The following is a 21456-nucleotide window of genomic DNA, read 5'->3' on the forward strand; positions in this document are numbered from 1 at the left end:
TCTTAGCGCGCCGGCAGCACTTTGCCGCGGCACTCGCCGAAACCGATGGAGGCAAAACCATCGCGGCTGCACCGGGCGCGCAGGATGATTTCGTCGCCGTCCTCAAGGAATTTACGCACTTCGCCGGAGGCCAGTTCGATCGGCTTTTTGCCGCCTTCGGTGATTTCCAGCAGGCTGCCGAACTGACCGTTTTCCGGCCCCGACAAGGTGCCAGAACCGAACAGGTCACCGGCCTGTAACTGGCAACCGTTGACGCTGTGATGCGCCACCATTTGCGCGACGGTCCAGTACATGTGTCGGGTGTTGCTCAGCGTCAGGCGATGGGCCGGCAGGTTTTGTTCACGCATGGTTTCGGTGAGCAGCAGCACTTCCAGTTCAATGTCGAAGGCGCCAGCCGCCTGATCACGTTTATCGAGCAGGTATGGAAGCGGCTGCGGATCACCTGCAGGGCGCGCCGGTTGCGGGCGACGGAATGGCTCCAGCGCTTCGGCGGTCACGACCCATGGCGAAATGCTGGTGATGAAACTCTTCGACAGGAACGGCCCCAGCGGCTGGTATTCCCAGGCCTGGATGTCCCGCGCCGACCAGTCGTTGAGCAGGCAGAAACCGGCGATGTGATCGGCGGCGTCACCGATGGCGATAGAGTCGCCCATCGCGTTGCCCTGGCCGATCCAGATGCCCAGTTCCAGTTCGTAATCCAGCCGTGCGCACGGACCGAAGGTCGGTTCGGTCTGACCGGCCGGCAAGGTCTGGCCTTTGGGGCGGCGCACGTCGGTGCCCGACGGCCGAATGGTCGACGCACGGCCGTGATAACCGATCGGCACATACTTGTAGTTCGGCAGCAGCGGATTGTCGGGGCGGAACAGTTTGCCAACGTTTTGCGCGTGCTCGATGCCGACGTAGAAGTCGGTGTAGTCGTTGATCTTCGCCGGCAGGTGCAGTTCGCAGTGGGTCGCCAGCGGCAGCAGTTTCGCGCCCTGGGCTTCGAGCGTGCCGTGCAGGGTGCTGCCTTCCTTGAACAGTTCGATCAGGCGTTCGCGCAGGGCAACCCGGGCCTCGCGGCCGAGTTCGAAAAATCCGTTGAGCTGACCGCCACGCGTGGCTTCGACGGCCGCTTTGGCAGCGCCCTCGAACAGTCCGGCCTCCAGCGCCGCTTCCAGGTCAAAAATATGCTCGCCGATCGCGACGCCGCTGCGCCGTGCCGAACCGTTCACGCTGAACACCCCCAGCGGCAAGTTTTGCAGGGGGAAATCGGCATGGCCGTTGGCGGAGGCAACCCAGCTGCGAGTGATGGAAGTCTGAGTCATGGGTTATCTCCGGGTCGGGTCGAAAGTGGCGGGCAGCGAGGCCCAGCAAGCGTCGTAGTTGGGTTGCCGTTGCGGGCAATCGAGGGCGAACCGGCTCGGGCGCAGCACCTGGCTGGTCTCGAACATGAAGGCCATGGTGTTATCGATTTTCGCCGGGGCCAGTTCGGCGTTGATCGCCTTGGTGCAGGTTTCGCCGTCCGGGCCGTGGGCGCTCATGCAACTATGCAGCGACGCACCACCGGGCACGAAGCCTTCAGCCTTGGCGTCGTACACACCTTTGATCAGGCCCATGAATTCGTTCATCAGGTTGCGGTGGAACCACGGTGGACGGAAGGTTTTCTCGGCGACCATCCAGCGTGGCGGGAAAATCACGAAGTCCAGGTTAGCCAGGCCGTGGACGCTGGTCGGCGAGGTCAGGACGGTGAAAATCGATGGATCTGGATGGTCGAAACTGACCGTGCCAAGGGTGTTGAAACGGCGCAGGTCATATTTGTACGGCACATTGGTGCCGTGCCAGGCGACCACGTTGAGCGGCGAATGATCGAGTTCGCAACCCCACAACTGGCCGAGGAATTTCTGTACCAGCGGGGTCGGTTGCGAAGGGTGTTCGTAATGGGCGACCGGGGTCAGGAAGTCCCGGGGATTGGCCAGGCCGTTGCTGCCAATCGGCCCGAGGTCCGGCAGGCGCAGCGGCGCGCCGTGGTTCTCGGCGACGTAGCCACGCGCTTGCGGGTCGAGCAGTTCGATGCGGAATTTCAGGCCTCGCGGCAACACGGCGATTTCCAGCGGTTCGAGTTCCAGCACCCCCAGTTCGGTGGCGATGCGCAGGCGACCCTGCTCCGGCACCAGCAACAATTCGCCGTCAGCATTGAAGAACACGCGCTCCATGGAGCGGTTGGCGCGATAGCTGTAGATACTGATGCCGGCCGGCTTTTCCGCCGGCGAATTGGCCGCCATGCTGACCAGGCCATCGATGAAATCGGTGGGCTCGCTCGGGATGTCCAACGGGTTCCAACGCAAGCGGTTCGGGGTCACTTCCCCCAACGCTCCGCCCGCCAGTTGCCGCTCAAGTTTGACGAACGCCGGGTGATTGGCCGACGGCTGGATGCGGTACATCCAGGTGCGCCGCGCTTCACTGCGGGCCATGGTGAACGCGGTGCCGGAAAACAGTTCGGTGTACAGACCGTACGGGGCTTTTTGCGGGGAGTTCTGGCCGACGGGCAGTGCGCCGGGCAACGCTTCGCTGCTGAATTCGTTGCCGAAGCCGGACTGGTAAACCAGCGCTGGCGCCGTTGAATCGAGGTTCATGGAGCCTCCTGAACAGGGAGTAGGCGATGGCCCATCGCTCTGTCGAAGAGGTCCTGGTACGCCTGGGTTATTTTTATCGTAATTCGATTACGCACAACGTAATTTGATTGGTAGTGACCGTCAAGCTATAAAGACGCCCATTCGTCCCGGATCAGATCGCCCCATGGAAACCCCGCGCAATAACGACAAACAGAAGGTCCGCTCGGCCGAGGTCGGCACCGACATCCTCAAGGCCCTGGCCGAGTTGTCGCCCTCGACATCGTTGTCGCGCCTAGCCGAGCACGTGCAAATGCCGGCGAGCAAGGTCCATCGCTATCTGCAGGCATTGATCGCCAGCGGTTTTGCCGAGCAGAACAGCGCCACCAACCACTACGGCCTGGGTCGCGAAGCCTTGCGTGTCGGGTTGGCCGCACTCAACAGTATGGACGTGGTGAAAGTCGCCGCCGTGCCCTTGGCCGAACTGCGCGACGAACTGAACGAAACCTGTTTTCTGGCGGTGTGGGGTAATCAGGGCGCGACCGTGGTGCACATCGAACCGGCGGTGCGCGCAGTGACGGTGGTGACGCAATTGGGCTCGGTGCTGCCGCTGCTCAGCTCGTCCACAGGGCTGGTGTTCGGCGCCTACCTGCCGAAGCGCGAAACCGTGGACCTGCGCGAGCAGGAACTGCACGGCACTGCCACCCATGCGCTGGCGAATGATCAGGTGTATGCCGCGTTGTGCGAGCAGATCCGCGAACGCGGCCTGCATCATGTGCACGGTTTATTGATGCCGGGGGTCGATGCCTTGTCGGCGCCCGTGTTCAATGCGGTCGGTAACGTCGCGGCAGTGATCACCATTGTTGGCCCGACTTCATTGTTCCACGCCGACGAAAACGGTCCGGCAGCGCAGCGCCTGCTCGCGGCGACGCAGGCCGTGAGTTGGCGGATGGGCCATGAGCCTGCGGCCGCTTCCGGTTAAAGCGACGTTACTCCAGCGGCATGGGTTCGTGGGCGTCGGGCTCGGGCATGTTCAAACAACCAGCCCCAGCACTTTCGCCCTCGCCACCGCCTGGGTCCTGCGCTCCACCCCCAACTTTCCGTTGATTCGCCGCGCATGGGTTTTCACCGTGTGCAGCGAAATGAACAGCTGATCGGCGATCTGCTGATTGGAATTACCCAACGCCACCAGCTCCAGAACTTCTATTTCCCGCTGGCTCAATCGGTTTTGCAGCGGGGGCGGCGCTTCGGCAGGTTGACCCGACCCGGTATGCCCGATGGCCTCCGGCAACCGGGGCTGGCGCAACTGAAGATCGCGCAATGTCTGTCGCAGATCGCAGCGCTCGATCAACGCCAGGCCTTCCTGCAACGACTCTCGGGCCATCGACGTGTCCCCCGACAGCCAGGCGACTTCGGCCAACGCCAGGTGCAATTGCGCTTGCAACCCCGACATCCCCCGCTGCCGCGCCCACTGCAGCAGGTCATCGAGTCGGTCCGACGGTGTGTGCGCCTGTCCCAGATACACCTCGGTCAGCACCAGCAGATATTCGAGGCTGGGGATCAGTTCAAGGGTCGCTGGCGGTGCCTGTCGTGCGCGGGGGCCTTGATAGTGACGCAACAATCGGGTCAGGGCTTCGTGAGCCAGTTCCGGACGCCCTTGCTGGAGCCAGAAATGGCTGCTGATGTGCAGCAGCACGCCACGGTAGACCGTGTCGGGAATCCGCCGCTGCTGCATCAACCGCTCGGCATCACGCAACAGCACAAACGCCTCGGCGTAATCCAGGCGATTGGCCGCCAGTTGCGCGAGGCCGAGAAAGCCGTAGAGCACGCGTTTGTCGTGGTTGCGCAGGCAGATTGGCAGGCCGCGCTGGAAATACGCAGCGGCCTTGGCATCCTGGCCCTGAGACAGACTCAAGCGCCCACGCCGCAAGGCAATCCGTCCCAGTAGCGGTTCGGCCAGCGGTTGCTGCTGGACCAGCAGGTCATGCATGTTCGCCAACAGCAATTCGGCCCTGGCGCAGGCCCCGCGCTGCTCAAGCAACTGCGCATGATCGAGCTCCAGCAGCCCTTCGAACACCAACGAACTTTGCGCCCGCGCCAGGCACAGCGCCTCACGGTTGAGGGCCTGGGCAACGTCGAGTTTCCCCCTGAGCAGGGCTTGCTGAGTCAGGCCGGACAAGCACATCAGCCGAATGCCCCAGAGCTCCGGTCCGAGCGATTCGAGTGCCGCCAGCAAGTGGATGCGCGAGGGCTCCATCCGTCCCTGCAAATGCAGGAGCCAGCCCTGCAGCGCCTGCCAACGCGCGACCAGTTGCCGTTGCTCGGGCGCCGACGGTTGCGGCGTGAAGCGCGATAAATGCTCGATGCATTCGTCCGCCTGCTCGAACCGTCCGGCAAACAGCAACGCCGCGGTGATCAGCCCCACCAGTTGCGGCGAACCCAGCATCAACGCTTCGCCTTGGCGCTCATGCAGGCGCAACAACAGCACTACGGTCTGCTCTTCGAACAGCTGTTCAAAACTGAAGTGCTGCAACAGGCTGACCGCGACTTCGAATTCTTCCGCCAGCAAGGCTTGTTCAAACGCGGCTTTCCAGTCGAGTTCGGCGGCGAACCACTGACAGGCGCGACGATGCCAGGACCGCCCTTCAGGCCATTGTTCTTCGCGCATCAACCGGCTGAGTGGGGCGAAAATCTGCAGCCAGTCGCTGGAATCCCGCCAGGGCTCGATAAAGCAACCCAGCGCCTGCAACGTGTTCAGGCATTGCGCGCCCTCACCGGCACCGAACAAGTGCTCGCATAGGCGCGCATTGAAACGCGGCAGATGGGCCAGCACGCGCCAGGCTTCGGCCTGCTCCGAAGTCAGCATGCCGAACAGTTCGTGCTCGAGGTAATCGTGCAGCGTGTCCGGTCGACCTTGCAGGTGCTCGTTGTGCGACCCGTCGCATTTTTGCAGCAGCGCAATCCGCACGCCCGCGCACCAGCCACCGTTCAGTTCGATAATCCGGTTGGCTCGTTTGGCCGCCTGCTCCGGTTCCAGGTGATGCAACAGCCGGGCGATTTCGGTTTGGGTGAAGGCCAGGCTTTCGCGCTCGCAGTCGTAGAGTTCATCGGCGAGCAACAGTCGTGGCCAATTGCACGGCGGACGGCGGCGCGCACTCAGCCACCAGGTGACCATCGGATTATTGATGGCCAGCAAGCGATCAAGCAGCTGATCCAGTTCCGGGTTGGGTGTGCGGCAGTAGTCATCCAGGCACAGCCAGGTCGGCGTTTGTAATAGGGCCAGGTACGCGAGCAATTCGGACTCGTCCGTCGCGGCCACGCCTAATGCGAGGGTCAGGCGCTGACAACATTCAGCTGCGCTGATCGACGCCCCGGCCAACGGCAGCCAACAGATGTGGCACGATTGCGGCGCGCGCAGCAGGCATTCGACGAGCAATGCACTCTTGCCACTGCCGGCCGGCGCACAGAGCAGTTTCACCCGTGCGGTCGAGGCCAGTAACGGCTCGATCAACCGCTCGCGAGACAGGTGATGGGACGATAGACGGGGCAGGAATCCAGGACGGTCCGGACACGGCGTCATGGCAGTCATAGGGGTGCGCCTTTTTATTGTTGTGGCGCCACCCTAGTCTTCTCCACACGGCTTGTTGAAGAAGTATTCAACACACTGATCGACCGTTATAAAAAAGGTGACCGCAAAGTCACCTTTTTCTGTAAAGCCCGTAGGAATGGTTACCTCACGCCTGTACTCCGCAGTGCTGCGGGCGTGTAGTCACCTGCTTTAGCATCAATTCCGAATTCGAAGCTGCGCTTCTCCTCGTTCTTCATGCCCAGGGCGATGTAGCGACCGGCGATCAGGTCATACAGCGCTTCAACCGTATAGGCCGGCACCTGGTGATCGTAATAGAACTGAGCGTGCCCTTCGGCCACGCGCCAGAGTTGCCCGCGACCGTCGTAGTGATCGGCCAGCGCCACTTGCCAGGTGTCTTCGTCGATGTACATGTGACGCTTGGCGTACACGTGCCGCTCGTTGGGCTTGACCGTCGCCACCACCTCCCAGACCCGGTGCAGCTCATAGCGGGTCAGGTCCTGATTGATGTGCCCGGCCTTGATCACGTCGGTGTACTTGAGATTCGGCGAGTCGAGCCTGTAGCTGTTGTAAGGGATGTACATCTCCTTCTTGCCGATCAGCTTCCAGTCGTAGCGATCCGGCGCGCCGGAAAACATGTCGAAATTGTCGGTGGTGCGCAGGCCGTCGGACGATGTACCGACGCCGTCATACGCCACTTGCGGCGCACGCCGCACGCGTCGCTGGCCGGCGTTGTAGATCCAGGCCTTGCGCGGTTCCTTGACCTGATCGAGGGTCTCATGCACCAGCAGCACGTTGCCCGCCAGGCGCGCCGGTGCGGTCACTTCCTGCTTGAAATAGTTGAGCACGTTGTCGTCGCTGCCGGGCTTCAGATCTCCCAGCAGGTACGGCACCGCTACTTCATCCTTGAAGCGGATCACGGTGAAATCGCCGTTCGACTGCGGCGTCGCCTGGGTAACGGTGCGGCGCAGGTTGCCGCCGTGATAACGGGTAACGTGGTTCCAGATCACCTCGACGCCGTTCTTCGGAATCGGGAAGGCGTAGTAGCGATTGCCGGTGAAATTGGCCAGGCCGTTGCCGTCGTTGATCGGCGTCACGTTGAGCGCGCTGCGCTTGGCCGACTCGTAGATTTCCGGCGGCAAGGCCACGGTGCGATGGGTCGGATAGACCGGGATTTTGTAGGTCTGCGGGTAGCGCTTGAACATGGCGATCTGGCCGTCGGACAGCTTGTCCTTGTACTGGTCGACGTTGGCCGCGGTGATGGTGAACAGCGGTTTTTCATTGGCAAACGGATCGGCGAGGAAACCCTTGCTGTCCACCGCGCCGGCGTTTTTCGGCAGGCCGCCGGTCCAGGCCGGAATCGAGCCATCGGCGTTGCCGGCCTTCTCGGCGCCCACCGGTGTCAGGCTGGTGCCGAGTGTGTTCGCTTCTTCCGGCGACACCGCGGCCATCACGTTGGCGGCCAACAGACTCAGGGCCAGAACGCCGCATTGCAGAATCATCTTGCGCATGGAAATCATCCTTCTCAGCCAGATCAGAAGTTCACGCCAAAGCTCAGCGCCAGGAAGTCGCGATCCTTCAGGGTGTTGTAGTCACCGCCGAAGAAATCGGTGTAACTGAGGCTCGCGGTGTAGGTGTTGCGGTAGTCGGCATCGACGCCGACGCTGATCGCCTTGGCGCCTTCGTTGAACAGGCCATTGGGGCCGTAACCGGCGACGTCGTGGGACCACGACAGGTTGGGTTTGAAGTTGATCCCGGCGATGACGTTGTTGTAATCGAGGATCGCCCGGGCGCGATAACCCCAGGAGGTCGAGGTGACGAACCCGTCGGTGTCACCGCCGAAACCATATTGGCCGTACACCGAATCGCGGCCGTAACGCAGCTTGCTCTTGTCTTCCAGCCCGCCGACATGCACCACCGCGGCTTCGCCCACCAGGGTCAGGCGGTCCGCGCCGGCGATCTGGTCGATGAAGTGCGTGAGCGTGCTCTGGACCTGCGTCACTTCCTTGCGGCGATAGCCTTTGTTGTCAGCGCCGGGACGGGTGGCGATCGGCGACAGCGTGCCGCCGGCAATCGGGTTGAGCATGGCCAGGGTCAGGTCGGTGCTGTTGATTTGCACCGGCAGGTTGGGCCGGTAGCTGATCTCGCCGGTCCATGCGGTGCCGGTGGGCAAGGTGGTGGAGAAACTCGCGCCGTAGAGGCGGATGTCTTCCGGGTATTCGAGGTAATACTGGCCGCGACCGAGCATCACGCTTTGAGCCAGACCAGAACCGCTGCCGGGGGCGATGGCGTTGGCCGCCGCGACGATGCCAGGAATTCGCGCCAGTGTCCCCGGTCCGGCAGTGGTGGTGCCGACGTTCGGCGTACGGCTGTGGTAGTTCATGAAGTACAGGCCGTATTCGGTGTCGTCGCCCAACCAGCGCAGTGCCGTGCCCCATTGCCCGGAATCACGGGCATCGCGATCGCCGCCACGGGGCACGATCACGCCCTCCCGGCCGACCTGAAAGCCCTGCCCGAACGCCGCGGCGATCGGTTGCAACGGTGCGATCGCCGGGCTGGCGACGGTGTATCCGGTGGTGCAACCGTCCGCCGCCACGTCACCGCCAAAGAAGGTGCCGCAGTTGTCGAGGACGGTCTGGTCCCACTCCAACTGATAGAAGCCCTCGACGGTGAGCTTGTCGGTCAGGCCCTGCGAAGCGAACAACATGTTCACCGGAATCAGGCCTTCCTTGATCTCCGCGCCGGGGCGGCGGAACGCGGAAACGTCGATCGGGTTGATGCTGTTGATCGAGTTGCCGATGAAGGTACTTTCACCCCAACTGACCACCTGCTTGCCGGCGCGCACCGTGCCCGGCAATTCGCCAATGGAATAGTTGTGATAGACGAAGGCATCGAGAATCTCCGCACCGGCGGACTTCGAGCCCTCTTTGCGGTTGTGGTCGCTGATGGGTTTGAACGCGCGGTCTTCGTCCTTCAATTCGAAGTCGTACCAATACTTGCCACGCACGAACACCCCGGTGTCGCCGTATTTCAGCTCCAGGTCATGAATGCCCTTGAAGATCTTGGAGAAGGTTTCGCCTTTCTTGAAATTGAGTCTTCCGTCATCACCGGTGGACGCCTGCCCCGTCCCACCGTTGACTATGCCCACCAGCGAACGGTCGGCATCGCGCATGCCCCAGCTCGCGCCGACCGACAGCGAGGAGTCGAACGTCCCTTCGATTTCCCCAATGTTGAATGAAACGGCCTGCGCCTGGGCGCAGCACCCCAAGGCAACCGCAGTGGCCAGCGCCTGCGGCGTGAAGATGGCGCGCATTGTTGTTTTTGTCATGCGTCTTCCCCGGTGAGTGACAGAAGGCCACACCCTACTGCCGCCAGTGCGGGGCGATAAGCGCACCAAGGAGGTATTCGTTGTGTCGCTCTAAAGGATGAATGGCCTTGCGCAACGGGGGGATGCGCGGGATATGAACGGTCTGGATGACGCGCTATCAGCGAATCGCATGAGGTGAAGTTGGCGTTTTGGGGGCGTGGGACTGTTGCCGAGACTGCAACACTGCATGTCTGGAATCGCTATTTTTCCTTTGGGCTCAAGCGCTTATTCTTGCCTGGCGGTCGCGGTGAAGCCTCTGCCGCATGATCAGTCCTCGCCATTGGCGAACGTTTTCAGATGAATCGAACGCTTCGACTCATCTCCCCGTGTTCACTGACGTTGATTTGTAGCTCCTTGATCCAACGTCTTACTTTGGCCGCTGCGCTTGCAGCGGCCTTTTTTATGGGCGACGTTTTTCACGCCTACAGCACTCTCGGAAAGTGACTACTCCAACCTGTAAACATGAGAAGTGCCGAATGATCAAAGCTCACAGAGGTCCACGTTCATTTGCGTGCGCCTACTTGAACTTATTTATCACGAGCACTTTTTATGAAACCCATTATTTACAACAAGTACCGCTCTATAAAAGGCTTCAACGGCCGGATTCGCTTTCTGACGTTTCACTACACAGCCGCCGACTTCTCCAGCTCGATCAGCACACTGACAGGACCGAACGTCAGTGCCCACTACCTGGTCCCCGACATTACCGATCAGACTTACCTGGATGCAGGTTTTACAGAGCAGGAAATATTTAACCTGGTCGATGAGAACAATCGCGCATGGCACGCCGGCGTCAGTAGCTGGGCCAATCGCAGCCAATTGAACGACACCTCCATCGGTATAGAAATCGTCAACCTGGCGACGTTCAAAGACAGCGTGTTCGCGTTTCCGCCCTATCACCCGGCGCAGATTACGGCGATTGAAGGATTGGCGCGGAATATCCTGAAACGCTATCCGGATATCACGCCTACGCGTGTGCTGGGCCATTCCGATATTGCACCCGGCCGCAAGAGTGATCCGGGGCCGCAGTTTCCCTGGCATGCGCTTTATTTGAAAGGTATCGGCGCCTGGTATGACGAAGCCACCCGGAATACCTTCCTCGAACGCTATACCGAAACAGCCATTCCGGCCCGAAGCGAACTGCTGAAATTATTCAAGACCTATGGGTATGACGTCTCCGGCGCAGGAACCGAACAAGGCTTCACCCAACTGGTTCGGGCCTTCCAGTTACACTTTCGTCCGGAGAATTACGACGGGATCATGGACGCGCAAACAGCGGCGAATCTGGCGGCGCTGGTGAGCAAGTACTTCCCCTGAACAGGGTATGAAGATCAACACCAGCAAGGCCATCGACGATGGCCTTGTTCACGCCGTTAAAGCGAATACTTCTGCAAGTTCCCCATCATTTCCCTCAGGGCTTCGATGTTGTCCTTCGGATGTGCCGCCCTTTCGAAATCACAAATCTGCTGCCAGTGCGCCGCCACGTCTTCCGGCGAGAAACCAACCCGCGGATCGAACCCGGCGCCGAGGCTGCGCTCCCAGCGCACCTTGCCCATCCAGCCGCCGCCGACTTCGAACAGACCGGAGGTTTCCTGACAGGTTTCGCTGGCGAGGTACACCACCAGCGGGCTGACCAGCTCCGGCTTGAGTTGCTCGAACACTTGCGGCGGGATCAGGCCTTCGGTCATGCGCGTGCCGCCGGTGGGGGCGATGGCGTTGACCAGGATGTTGTTCTTGCGACCTTCGATGGCCAGCGTGCGGGTCAGGCCGTAGAGGCCGAGTTTGGCCATGCCGTAGTTGGATTGGCCGAAGTTGCCGTAGATGCCGGACGTGGACGCCGTGAAAATCACCCGGCCGTAGTTTTGCTCGCGCAGGTGCGGCCAGGCGGCCCGGGTGACTTTGTAGGCACCTTCGACGTGAACGCGGTAAACCAGGTCCCAATCGGCATCTTCCATTTTGTGGAAGGTCTTGTCCCGCAGGATCCCGGCATTGTTGACTACCACGTCGACGCGGCCAAACACGTCGAGGGCGTTCTGGACGATTTTGTCGCCGTCGGTGACGGAGTCGTGGTTGGCCTCGGCGATGCCGCCAGCGTCACGGATTTCCGCTACGACCCGGTCGGCGGCAGACGCGTTGGCGCCTTCGCCTTGGGTCGAGCCGCCGAGATCGTTGACCAGCACCCTGGCGCCCTGTTTCGCGAACAGCAGCGCATGGGCGCGCCCGAGGCCGCCGCCGGCCCCCGTAATGATCACGACTTTATCTTCGAAGCGCACAGACTCATTCATTGGGAGGACTCCAGCAGGCCAAGGACAATGCGTCCGAGTGTCAGGCACGCCGCTGCGGGTCACAATGAATACGGGAAGGCTGAATGGTGCGCGATAAGGTAGCGGGATGATACGGACGTCAACCGAGTCACCGCCGATCGCCAGCAAGCTGGCGCCTAAACGATTGGGGCAACCTCGAACTACCAGACATCACAAAAACGGTAGGCGCTGGCTTGCCGGCGATGGCGTCCCCGCAGGACGAATGACCGGCAAGGCTTCGGCCGTTACGAGCAGGCCACTTTGAGCGGTGCGCAGACCAGCTGGTCGCGAAAGGCCAGGTAGTGTTTGAGCACCAGCGCCGGGGCCTCGGTTTGTGGGTAGTGACCAACACCAGGCAACAGCACCGTATCCGGGTTCGGGATCAACTCTCGATAGCGCTGGACCATGTGCGCGCCGGAGATCGGATCGACCTCGCCATCAATCACCCGCAGCGGCACCTCGCCGCGCTGCATTGCACTGACCCAGCGTTCGCGCTGGACCCGCCGTTCGGGAATGTAGGCAATCAGTTTATGCATGATCCGAGGTCCGTGATTACTGTCCACCAGGCTCCAGAAATCATCCATTTCACTCTCGGTCGGTCGACTCTGCGGACCGAAAATCTGCCGGAAACTCTTCACCAGCGCATCCCGTGAAAAGGCTCGGCCGATCATCCAGCCCAACGGGCTGAGCAATAGTTTCTGCATCAACACCGGACGATGGGTTTCCGGGAACAGGCCGCCATTGAGGAACACGCAACTGGCGAGATTGATCTGGGCATCGTAATGCCGGGCCAGCAGTTCCTGGGCCACGCTGTCGCCATAATCGTGGGCGAGCACATGAACCGGCTGTTGAATATTCAGATGCGCGAGCAATGCCTGTTGCAGATCGGCTTGCTCCAACAGGCTGTATTCGTGGTTCATCGGTTTGGCGGAATCACCGAAGCCGAGCATGTCGCAGGCGATCAATCGATAGCGCTGGGCCAGCGGCTGCCACAGGTAATGCCAGTCCCAGCTGGCGGTCGGAAAACCGTGGATGAGCAACAGCGGCTCACCCTGCCCCGCCGTCCAGTAACGGATGGTATGGCCACGGAAGATGAACGTCTGGGCGCGCTTGCGCCACACACACAGCGGGATTTCGGCGAGAGGCATCAGAATTTATACCCCGGATCCTGTTTATCGAGTTTGCGCAGCAACGCTGGCCAGGCCAGTGTGCCGCCCATGCCTTGAGCACTTTTGGTGACGCCGGCGATCATCGCCTTGGCGCCCGCCAGAATCTGCGGTTCGATTGCGATCAATTCTGCACCGCCGGTCTGCGCCATCACCTGGATGTCGCAGGCCCGCTGAAAGGTGAACATCATCAGGAACGTGTCGGCAATGGTGCCGCCACAGGTAAGCAGACCGTGGTTGTGCAACATCAGGAAATTGTTTTCGCCAAGGTCGGCTTGCAGTCGCGCTTTCTCTTCATGGTTCAGCGCAACGCCTTCATAAGCGTGATAGGCCAGGCTGGACAGGACGAACAGCGACTGTTGGCTGATCGGCAAGATGCCTTGCTTCTGCGCCGACACCGCAACGCCCGACGCGGTATGGGTGTGCAGCACGCAAACCACATCGTGACGCACTTCGTGCACGGCGCTGTGGATGGTGTAGCCCGCCGGGTTGATCTCGTAGGGGCTATCCATCAGCTTGTTTCCGGCCTGATCGACCTTGACCAGGCTCGACGCAGTGATCTCATGGAACATCAGCCCGAACGGGTTGATCAGGAAGTCTTCGGTGCCGGGTACCTTGGCAGAAATGTGAGTGAAGATCAGATCATCCCAACCATGAGAAGCGACCAGACGATAACAGGCGGCCAGATCGACACGGGTCTGCCACTCGGCGGCACTGACCTGATCTTTGACACTGTGGGGCGGTTGGACGGGGGCTACGCTCACGGCACGGAACTCCTGTTCTTATTGTTTTGCTCACGTGAAGCAGTCTAGTCAGCCCTCGCGGTTCGCGTAGTTGCATTGGCAGCCAGCTTGATGGCCGAGCGAGTCAGTGCGCCAACTAGTCTGGATCCATGTCCAAAGGACCGCCGCCAGCAACGGCGCCCCAACGGGCTCAACCGGCCTGCAGCGCCGTGATCAGCTGCGCCAGCCAGGGTTCGGCATCGGTTTCCGGCGTCACGCTTTCGCTGGCATCCAGACGCAACATCGGCAGTACTTCGCGAATGCCCAGCTCACCGAACAATTCACGCATCAGCTCGCCGCCGCCGCAGAACGTGTCGCCGTAGCTCGCATCACCGAGGCCGATCACGGCGCCTGGCAAACCGCGCCAGGCCGCTGGCAACTGGTCGCGAATGGCGAAATACAAGGGTTGCAGGTTGTCTGGCAGTTCACCCATGCCGGTGGTCGACGTCACCGCCAGAAAGGCATCGGGGGCATAGGCTTGGAGATCGGCGAGGCTCGCGCGCGGGTTGTGGAAGGTTTCGAAACCTGCGGTTTTCAATAGGTTCGCAGCGTGGCGGGCGACTTCTTCAGCCGAGCCGTACACCGAGCCGGAAAGGATGGCGACTTTCATCAATCTGATCCTGAAGCTGGATAAAAGACCGGGATATTAACAGCAAGGTCCCGATTGTTCTTTTAGAATGAAACGCGTCTATTGAACAGGAAGTGACCACCTTTATGATCAACGCCCAACTGCTGCAAATGGTGATCAACGCGTCCAACGACGGCATCGTGATCGCCGAGAAGGAAGGCGAACATGACGACATCCTGATTTATGTGAACCCGGCATTCGAACGCATGACCGGCTACAGCAGCGAGGAAATCCTGTATCAGGATTGCCGTTTCCTGCAGGCCGGCGACCGTGACCAGAAGGCGCTCGCGGTGATTCGCGAAACGTTGAGCCGGGGAGGTGCCTGCCGGGAAACCCTCCGTAACTACCGTAAGGACGGTACGCCGTTCTGGAATGAGCTGTCGCTTTCGACGGTGAAAAACCCGAGTGACGGCCAGACTTATTTTGTGGGTGTGCAAAAAGATGTCAGCGTTCAGGTCAAGGCGCAGCAGCGAGTCACGCAACTGGAGGCGCAAGTCGCCGAGCTGCAAAAAGAGCTCGATCAACTAAAAGCGACGAACGGTAAAAACAAAACCACTAACTAATTGTCATTAACTACAATCACCGTTGGCTTTGTAACTATTTCTTTCGAGCAGATCATGCAACGTGACGCACTCCTGACCCAGGATGAGCTGGATTTCATCCAGACCATGCAACACAACCCGCAACTCAATGTGCGGGATGCGACTTCGAGCCTGCTCGTTAACGGTGGTTCGCAAATTCGTGACCTGCTCACGCGCCTTGCTGCTCATGAGCAAGTCACCATCCAGGCCAATTTCGAAAACCAGCAAATGACCTTTCCTCTGCATCTGGTGGAAGACGAGTTTCATGCGCTGCATTTACGCCTCGGTGTTCCCAGCATCTACGAAGACGGGCCTTCGGTCCGGCCATGGCGTCTGGTGCTCGAAGAGCCGGTCGCCCTGGAAAACGCCAGTGGCCAGCCCGGTACGATGTGGGTGCATGAGGTGTCGTTCAAAGGCGTGCTGCTGGAAGTTCGCAACAAAACCAAACCGCCGAAGCATTTCGCATTGTGGTTCAGCCCGTCGGGCTATGAGCGGATCGCGATGCGCGGCACCTTCGAGAAAGAAACCGAGAACGGTTTCTACGCCTATCAGTTGAGTCAGAGCGACACCGACGAAACCGAGCGCCTGCGCCAGTACATCCTTCAACAGCATCGGCTGACGCACCCCGCCCTGCACCTCTGATTCAGGTATCCAGGCTCCCCGCCAGGAACTGTTTCAGACGTTGGCGCATCACCACGCCCTCATTCCCCAGGCAGCCGATCGACGTTCCGGCAAGGCTGTCCTGTGCCAGGTCGGATGCATCACCGGCCAGCATCAACTGGCAATCAAGACTCATGGCCAGTCGGTTGAGACGACGTGCCAGGTCGGGAGCGGGGGCGTGGTTGGAAAACAGTACCAGTGCCTGCGGTTTGATTTTTTCACACACCAGCGTCAGCTCGTCGAGCGGTTGGCCAATGGTCAGCAAGCGCACGCCCATCTCATTGCAACTCAGGAACAAGGCCGCCACCAGCAATTCGAGTTCGCGGCATTGACCGGCCAGTGCGCTGACGATCACCGGCCGTGGTTGCAAGTGACGCATCAGCAGCAAACGTTGCAAAACCCGGGTGCGCAAATAGCCGTCGAAGAACAGCCATTCGCTGGTCTGGCCGAATTGATCCTGGCGCTGTAACAACAGCTTCCAGAGCGGCATCAGAATGTCCTGAAAAACTACCGACTGCGAATAACTGGAGAAGATCTGTCCGTAGACCAGATCCAGTTGAACGTCATCGAAGGCACTGACGGCGGCATGCAGTTGCTGCTGCCATTGCGCGTAATCGGCTTGCACCACTTCGTTGGGGATGATGTGCGACAGCGCCTGAAGCGGCGCGGCCTTGGCCAGGATCTTGCCGACCTTGCTGACGGCGACACCGCGGTCGAGCCAGCCGAGGATGCTGCGGACCCGCTCGATATCAGCCATCGCGTACAACCGATGTCCACTTTCGGTGCGCGTCGGCTGGATCAGACCATATCGGCGCTCCCACGCCCGTAGCGTGACCGGGTTGACGCCGGTCAGCCGCGAGACCTCGCGAATCGGAAACAGCTCTTCCCGTTCAAGGGGAACTGCGTTCTCGGAGTCAGTGACATCGTCAGTCAGGACAGGCATGAGGCGGTGAACGTCCGTGTATTGATTGGATCCTATACTACCTCGTCTACCCCATGATCATTCAAGGCATAGATCAACGACATTCGTCAGGCGCATAACCTGTAGAATCGGGAATAATCCTTGCTTGTTCCGAGACGTAGCCCACCACCCCGGCGCTACGCCTGGCGAAACTCCTACCCGGAGTGACGCGTTAGTCTTACGGAGATACATAATGTCTACCTCACCCGTCACGCTGATGGTTGCGCGCCGCGTCGCCGATGGGCGTTATCAGGACTTGATGGCCTGGTTGCGCGAAGGCGAACAGCTGGCCACCGATTTCCACGGTTATCTCGGCTCAGGCGTGCTCGCCCCACCGCCCGACGATGACGAATTCCAGATTATTTTCCGCTTTGCCAACGAGCAGACCATGCACGCCTGGGAGCATTCCGCCTCGCGTACCGCCTGGCTGGCACGCGGCAGCGACCTGTTTGCGCACAAGACCGAACATCGCGTGAGCGGCATTGAAGGCTGGTTCGGTGCCGCAGGCCTTCGCCCACCACGCTGGAAACAGGCGGTGGCCATCTGGCTGGCGTTCTTTCCAGTGTCGTTGCTGTTCAACTTTGCACTCGGGCCGTTGCTCGGCGAAATGACCCTGCTGCCTCGGGTGTTGGTCAGCACGCTGTGCCTGACGCCGTTGATGGTCTACTTCTTCATTCCGCTGTCGACCCACTTGCTGGCCGGCTGGTTGAACAGCCCTCAAGCGCGGCGCTTATCCGCCGAACCCACTCACCAGAATCGATAACGCCCGTCCTGTAGGAGCGAGCCTGCTCGCTCCTACAGGAAAGCCGCGCACAGCGGCCGCGCACTGGTATAGTTTTGCTCTTACCGTGACGCGAGCCGTTCATGACTTCTTCCTCCGCCCCGATCCTCATCACCGGTGCCGGCCAGCGTGTCGGCCTGCACTGCGCGCAACGTTTGCTCGAAGACGGCCACGCCGTGATTTTCAGCTATCGCACTGAACGCCCCGGTGTTCAAACGCTGCGTGACCTGGGCGCGACCGCGGTATTCGCCGACCTGTCCAGCGAAGCCGGCATTTTCGCCTTCATCAATGAACTGAAAACCCACACCGACTGCCTGCGCGCGATTGTCCACAACGCCTCCGAATGGCTGGGCGAGAACCCGGACACCGACGCTTCGGCTTTCACGCGGATGTTCAGCGTGCACATGCTGGCGCCCTACTTGATCAATCTGCACTGCGCCGACCTGCTGCAACGCTCGAGCCCGGCCGACATCGTGCACATCAGCGACGACGTCACCCGCAAGGGCAGCAGCAAACACATCGGCTACTGCGCCAGCAAAGCCGGGCTCGACAGCCTGACCCTGTCCTTCGCCGCGAAGTATGCGCCCTGCATCAAGGTCAACGGCATCTCGCCAGCCCTGCTACTGTTTAACCCCGAAGACGACGCGGCCTACCGCGCCAAGGCACTGGCCAAGTCCGCGCTGGGCATCGAACCCGGCAGCGAAGTGATCTACCAGAGCCTGCGTTATTTGCTCGACAACCCCTATGTCACCGGCACGACCCTGACCGTCAACGGCGGGCGGCACCTTAAATAAAACAGTCGGCCCTCGCGAGGATCATCCATGACGTTATCCCTGCCCCACCAGGCTCTGTCCGAGAGCTATCGTGAGATCCTCATCGGCCTCGGTGAAAATCCCGATCGCGAAGGTCTGCTCGATACCCCGGTGCGCGCGGCCAAGGCCATGCAGTACCTGTGTCACGGCTACGACCAGAGTGTCGAAGAAATCGTCAACGGCGCGCTGTTCGCCTCCGACAACGATGAAATGATCATCGTCGACAACATCGAGCTGTACTCGCTCTGCGAACATCACCTGTTGCCCTTCATCGGCAAGGCCCATGTGGCTTATATTCCAACCGGTAAAGTGCTGGGGCTGTCGAAGATTGCGCGGCTGGTGGACATGTTCGCCCGGCGCCTGCAAATCCAGGAAAACCTCACCCGGCAGATCGCCGACGCGGTGCAGCAAGTGACCGACGCCGCGGGTGTCGCGGTGGTCATCGAAGCCCGACACATGTGCATGATGATGCGCGGCGTCGAGAAACAGAATTCGACCATGAACACCTCAGTGATGCTCGGCGCCTTCCGCGAGTCGAGCAACACCCGCCAGGAGTTCCTGCAATTGATTGGACGGAGCAAGTAGCAATGCCACAACTTCAACCAGGAATGGCACGGATCCGGGTCAAGGACCTGTGCCTGCGCACGTTCATCGGGATCAACGAGGATGAAATCCTCAACAAGCAGGATGTGCTGATCAACCTGACGATCCTGTATGCGGCGCAAGAGGCCGTACGCGACAACGATATCGATCACGCGCTGAACTACCGCACCATCACCAAGGCGATCATCGCCCACGTGGAGGGCAATCGCTTTGCCTTGCTCGAACGCCTGACCCAGGAAATCCTCGATCTGGTCATGGCCAACGGGTCGGTGCTGTACGCCGAAGTGGAAGTCGACAAACCCCATGCCCTGCGTTTCGCCGAGTCGGTGTCGATCACCCTGGCCGCGAGCCGCTGAGTGCGTCTGGCGCAATGCGCGCCAGGCTTTTATCATCCCGCGCCACGAATTGAACTCACAGAGCCCATCATGACCGAGCAACAACGCCTGGAACTTGAAGCCGCCGCCTTCCGCCGGCTGGTCGCGCACCTGGACAGCCGCAAGGATGTGCAGAACATCGACCTGATGAACCTCTCGGGGTTCTGCCGCAATTGCCTCTCCAAGTGGTACAAGGCTGCGGCTGACGAGCGCCAGATCGAGGTCAGCCTGGATGACGCCCGCGAGGTCGTCTACGGCATGCCATACGCCGAGTGGAAAGCCCAATACCAGCAAGAAGCCAGCGCCGAACAACAAGCGGCGTTCGCCAAAGGAAAACCCAATGAGTGACCTGAACACCCTGCGCGACAGCCTCAAGAGTGGCGAACACGTTTTTGCCGACACCCTGGCGTTCATTGCCGCGGGCTACGATTACCAGCCCCAGGCGTTCAACAATGGCGGCGTGGAAAACGCTGCCGGGCAAAACGAAGGTTCGTGCAAGACGCTGGGCCTGGCCTTGCTGGAAGGCCTGAGCAATGAAGAAGCGCTGTTGGCGTTCGGCGAGCATTACCGCTCGGTCGTGGCCACACCGGATGGCAGCGATCACGGCAATATCCGCGCGTTGATTGCCCATGGCCTGGCCGGGGTGAAATTCACCCAGCCACCGCTGACCCGCCGCTAAACCTGTAGGAGCAAGCTTGCCCGCGATGGTGGTTAACGATAACGCTGGAAGCCTGACACTCCGCGGCGCCCTCCGGTTCATCGCGAGCAGGCTCGCTCCTACAGAAAAGCGCACAACCGCACATCCCGACTTTTAAGATTGACCCGCGCACTTTATTTCGTTTGCCCGGCACCGCTGCTCGCGGCTTAGATAAAAGAAGCCTCCCCTTCTTCTGAGTCGGTCATCCATGAGCAGCGAATCCATCAGCCGGTCGATCAACATCGTTCACCCCGTCACCCTCAGCCACGGCAGGAATGCCGAGGTCTGGGACACCGAGGGCAAACGCTACATCGACTTCGTCGGCGGCATCGGCGTGTTGAACCTCGGCCATTGCCACCCGCGCATCGTCGACGCCATTCGCGAGCAGGCCACCCGCCTGACGCACTACGCCTTCAACGCCGCGCCGCACGTGCCTTACCTGGATGTCATGGACCGCCTGGCCGCGTTCATTCCCGTGGATTACCCGGTCAGCGGCATGCTCACCAACAGCGGCGCCGAAGCGGCGGAAAACGCCTTGAAGATCGTCCGTGGCGCGACCGGTCGCACCGCGGTCATCGCCTTCGACGGCGCCTTCCACGGCCGCACGCTCGCCACGCTCAACCTCAATGGCAAGGTCGCGCCGTACAAACAGAAAGTCGGCGTGCTGCCCGGCCCGGTGTACCACCTGCCCTTTCCCAGCAAAGATAACGGCGTGACTTGCGCCGACGCGCTGAAGGCGATGGATCGGTTGTTCAGCGTCGAAATCGATGTCGATGACGTTGCCTGCTTCATCGTCGAGCCGGTGCAGGGCGAAGCCGGTTTCCTGGCGATGGACATTGAATTCGCCCAGGCGCTGCGACGCTTCTGCGATGAAAAGAACATCCTGTTGATCGCCGATGAAATCCAGTCCGGGTTCGGCCGCACCGGTCAGCGCTTCGCGTTTTCCAGACTGGGCATCGAGCCGGATCTGATACTGCTGGGCAAAAGCATTGCCGGCGGCGTACCGCTGGGTGCGGTGGTCGGGCGCAAGGCGCTGCTCGACACCTTGCCCAAGGGCGGACTGGGTGGCACTTACTCGGGCAACCCGATTGCCTGCGCCGCCGCATTGGCGACCCTGGACGAAATGACCGATACCAACCTGCACGCCTGGGGTTCGCAGCAGGAGGAAGCGATCGTCAGCCGCTACAACGCCTGGCGCGCCAACGGTGTTTCACCCTATCTGGGCCGCCTGACCGGTGTCGGCGCCATGCGCGGCATCGAACTGGCGCATGCCGATGGCACGCCGGCCGCGGCGCAGCTGACGCAAGTCCTGGCGCTGGCGCGGGATGCCGGCCTGCTGCTGATGCCCAGTGGCAAGTCACGCCACATCATCCGGTTGCTGGCGCCACTGACCACCGAGGCCGAAGTGCTGGAGGAAGGCCTGGACATCCTCGAGGCATGCCTTGCCAGGCTGACCTGATAGCAAAATGAGCTCAGGGACTGACATAGCGAATTATGTTCGCTTGTCCTCGCGGATTTTGCGTCGCAATACTGGCCAACGACCCAGATCCCAACGGTAGGAGCC

21 protein-coding genes are annotated in these 21456 nt (G+C 60.8%); 11 read left to right on the forward strand and 10 right to left on the reverse strand.

The window, feature by feature from the left end; all coding sequences use genetic code 11:
- Positions 1 to 2: 2 nt before the first annotated feature.
- Entirely contained in the window at positions 3 to 1307 is a 1305-nt protein-coding gene (gene fahA / locus NTD84_RS21330; protein WP_262169655.1) for a fumarylacetoacetase, read from the reverse strand.
- 3 nt (positions 1308 to 1310) lie between these two features.
- Positions 1311 to 2615, reverse strand: a complete 1305-nt coding sequence (gene hmgA / locus NTD84_RS21335) for a homogentisate 1,2-dioxygenase (protein ID WP_262169656.1) — start codon at positions 2613 to 2615, stop codon at positions 1311 to 1313.
- Between the two features lie 163 nt (positions 2616 to 2778).
- Between hmgA and NTD84_RS21340 the strand changes: the two genes are divergently transcribed.
- Complete coding sequence (locus NTD84_RS21340; RefSeq protein ID WP_262169658.1) at positions 2779 to 3573, forward strand: IclR family transcriptional regulator; 795 nt, start codon at positions 2779 to 2781, stop codon at positions 3571 to 3573.
- A 51-nt stretch (positions 3574 to 3624) separates the two neighbouring features.
- Here NTD84_RS21340 and NTD84_RS21345 read toward each other — a convergent pair whose 3' ends face one another.
- The 3 genes from NTD84_RS21345 to NTD84_RS21355 all read right to left on the reverse strand — a co-directional run bounded on the left by NTD84_RS21345 (position 3625) and on the right by NTD84_RS21355 (position 9505).
- Positions 3625 to 6180 (reverse strand): LuxR C-terminal-related transcriptional regulator, encoded by a 2556-nt coding sequence (locus NTD84_RS21345; RefSeq protein WP_262169660.1) that lies wholly within the window; start codon positions 6178 to 6180, stop codon positions 3625 to 3627.
- A 140-nt stretch (positions 6181 to 6320) separates the two neighbouring features.
- Positions 6321 to 7688, reverse strand: coding sequence for a DUF1329 domain-containing protein (locus tag NTD84_RS21350; RefSeq protein WP_262169662.1), 1368 nt, complete (start codon positions 7686 to 7688; stop codon positions 6321 to 6323).
- A gap of 23 nt (positions 7689 to 7711) precedes the next feature.
- On the reverse strand, positions 7712 to 9505 hold the full coding sequence (locus NTD84_RS21355) for a DUF1302 domain-containing protein (protein ID WP_262169664.1): 1794 nt from the start codon (positions 9503 to 9505) through the stop codon (positions 7712 to 7714).
- Between the two features lie 588 nt (positions 9506 to 10093).
- Here NTD84_RS21355 and NTD84_RS21360 point away from each other — a divergent pair.
- Positions 10094 to 10861 carry an N-acetylmuramoyl-L-alanine amidase gene (locus tag NTD84_RS21360; RefSeq protein WP_262169666.1) on the forward strand — a complete coding sequence of 256 codons (768 nt, stop codon included), beginning with the start codon at positions 10094 to 10096 and terminating at the stop codon, positions 10859 to 10861.
- 56 nt (positions 10862 to 10917) lie between these two features.
- Here NTD84_RS21360 and NTD84_RS21365 read toward each other — a convergent pair whose 3' ends face one another.
- The 4 genes from NTD84_RS21365 to NTD84_RS21380 all read right to left on the reverse strand — a co-directional run bounded on the left by NTD84_RS21365 (position 10918) and on the right by NTD84_RS21380 (position 14405).
- Positions 10918 to 11829: an SDR family oxidoreductase gene (locus NTD84_RS21365; protein ID WP_262169668.1), complete on the reverse strand. Its 912-nt coding sequence runs from the start codon at positions 11827 to 11829 to the stop codon at positions 10918 to 10920.
- Positions 11830 to 12092: 263 nt separating this feature from the next.
- The gene (locus NTD84_RS21370; protein WP_262169670.1) at positions 12093 to 12995 is read right to left on the reverse strand and encodes an alpha/beta fold hydrolase; all 903 of its coding nucleotides are present in this window, start codon (positions 12993 to 12995) and stop codon (positions 12093 to 12095) included.
- Positions 12995 to 13777, reverse strand: a complete 783-nt coding sequence (locus NTD84_RS21375) for a class II aldolase/adducin family protein (protein ID WP_262169672.1) — start codon at positions 13775 to 13777, stop codon at positions 12995 to 12997. The genes NTD84_RS21370 and NTD84_RS21375 overlap by 1 nt, the downstream gene beginning before the upstream one ends.
- A 169-nt stretch (positions 13778 to 13946) precedes the next feature.
- The gene (locus NTD84_RS21380; protein WP_262169674.1) at positions 13947 to 14405 is read right to left on the reverse strand and encodes a flavodoxin; all 459 of its coding nucleotides are present in this window, start codon (positions 14403 to 14405) and stop codon (positions 13947 to 13949) included.
- Positions 14406 to 14509: 104 nt separating this feature from the next.
- Here NTD84_RS21380 and NTD84_RS21385 point away from each other — a divergent pair, with 104 nt between their 5' ends.
- Together NTD84_RS21385 and NTD84_RS21390 are read left to right on the forward strand one after the other, a co-directional pair.
- Entirely contained in the window at positions 14510 to 14986 is a 477-nt protein-coding gene (locus NTD84_RS21385; RefSeq protein WP_262169676.1) for a PAS domain-containing protein, read from the forward strand.
- A 54-nt stretch (positions 14987 to 15040) separates the two neighbouring features.
- Positions 15041 to 15646, forward strand: a complete 606-nt coding sequence (locus NTD84_RS21390) for a hypothetical protein (protein WP_262169678.1) — start codon at positions 15041 to 15043, stop codon at positions 15644 to 15646.
- A gap of 1 nt (position 15647) precedes the next feature.
- On the opposite strand, the gene NTD84_RS21395 is transcribed toward NTD84_RS21390, so the two are convergent.
- Positions 15648 to 16607 carry a MerR family transcriptional regulator gene (locus NTD84_RS21395; RefSeq protein ID WP_262169680.1) on the reverse strand — a complete coding sequence of 320 codons (960 nt, stop codon included), beginning with the start codon at positions 16605 to 16607 and terminating at the stop codon, positions 15648 to 15650.
- A gap of 211 nt (positions 16608 to 16818) precedes the next feature.
- On the opposite strand from NTD84_RS21395, the gene NTD84_RS21400 reads away from it, so the two are divergent.
- The 7 genes from NTD84_RS21400 (at position 16819) to NTD84_RS21435 (ending at position 21351) form a co-directional block, all read left to right on the forward strand.
- Complete coding sequence (locus tag NTD84_RS21400; protein ID WP_262169682.1) at positions 16819 to 17388, forward strand: antibiotic biosynthesis monooxygenase; 570 nt, start codon at positions 16819 to 16821, stop codon at positions 17386 to 17388.
- Positions 17389 to 17489: 101 nt separating this feature from the next.
- The gene (gene folM, locus NTD84_RS21405) at positions 17490 to 18200 is read left to right on the forward strand and encodes a dihydromonapterin reductase (protein WP_262169684.1); all 711 of its coding nucleotides are present in this window, start codon (positions 17490 to 17492) and stop codon (positions 18198 to 18200) included.
- Between the two features lie 27 nt (positions 18201 to 18227).
- Entirely contained in the window at positions 18228 to 18803 is a 576-nt protein-coding gene (gene folE / locus NTD84_RS21410) for a GTP cyclohydrolase I FolE (protein WP_262169686.1), read from the forward strand.
- Between the two features lie 2 nt (positions 18804 to 18805).
- The gene (folX, locus tag NTD84_RS21415) at positions 18806 to 19177 is read left to right on the forward strand and encodes a dihydroneopterin triphosphate 2'-epimerase (RefSeq protein ID WP_262169688.1); all 372 of its coding nucleotides are present in this window, start codon (positions 18806 to 18808) and stop codon (positions 19175 to 19177) included.
- Positions 19178 to 19246: 69 nt separating this feature from the next.
- Entirely contained in the window at positions 19247 to 19543 is a 297-nt protein-coding gene (locus NTD84_RS21420) for a DUF1244 domain-containing protein (protein WP_085711760.1), read from the forward strand.
- Entirely contained in the window at positions 19536 to 19874 is a 339-nt protein-coding gene (locus NTD84_RS21425) for a HopJ type III effector protein (RefSeq protein WP_262169690.1), read from the forward strand. The genes NTD84_RS21420 and NTD84_RS21425 overlap by 8 nt, the downstream gene beginning before the upstream one ends.
- A gap of 226 nt (positions 19875 to 20100) precedes the next feature.
- Positions 20101 to 21351: an aspartate aminotransferase family protein gene (locus tag NTD84_RS21435; protein ID WP_262169692.1), complete on the forward strand. Its 1251-nt coding sequence runs from the start codon at positions 20101 to 20103 to the stop codon at positions 21349 to 21351.
- Positions 21352 to 21456 lie beyond the last annotated feature (105 nt).

The sequence above is a fragment of the Pseudomonas sp. 14P_8.1_Bac3 genome (assembly GCF_025466085.1).
Taxonomy (GTDB): Bacteria; Pseudomonadota; Gammaproteobacteria; order Pseudomonadales; family Pseudomonadaceae; genus Aquipseudomonas.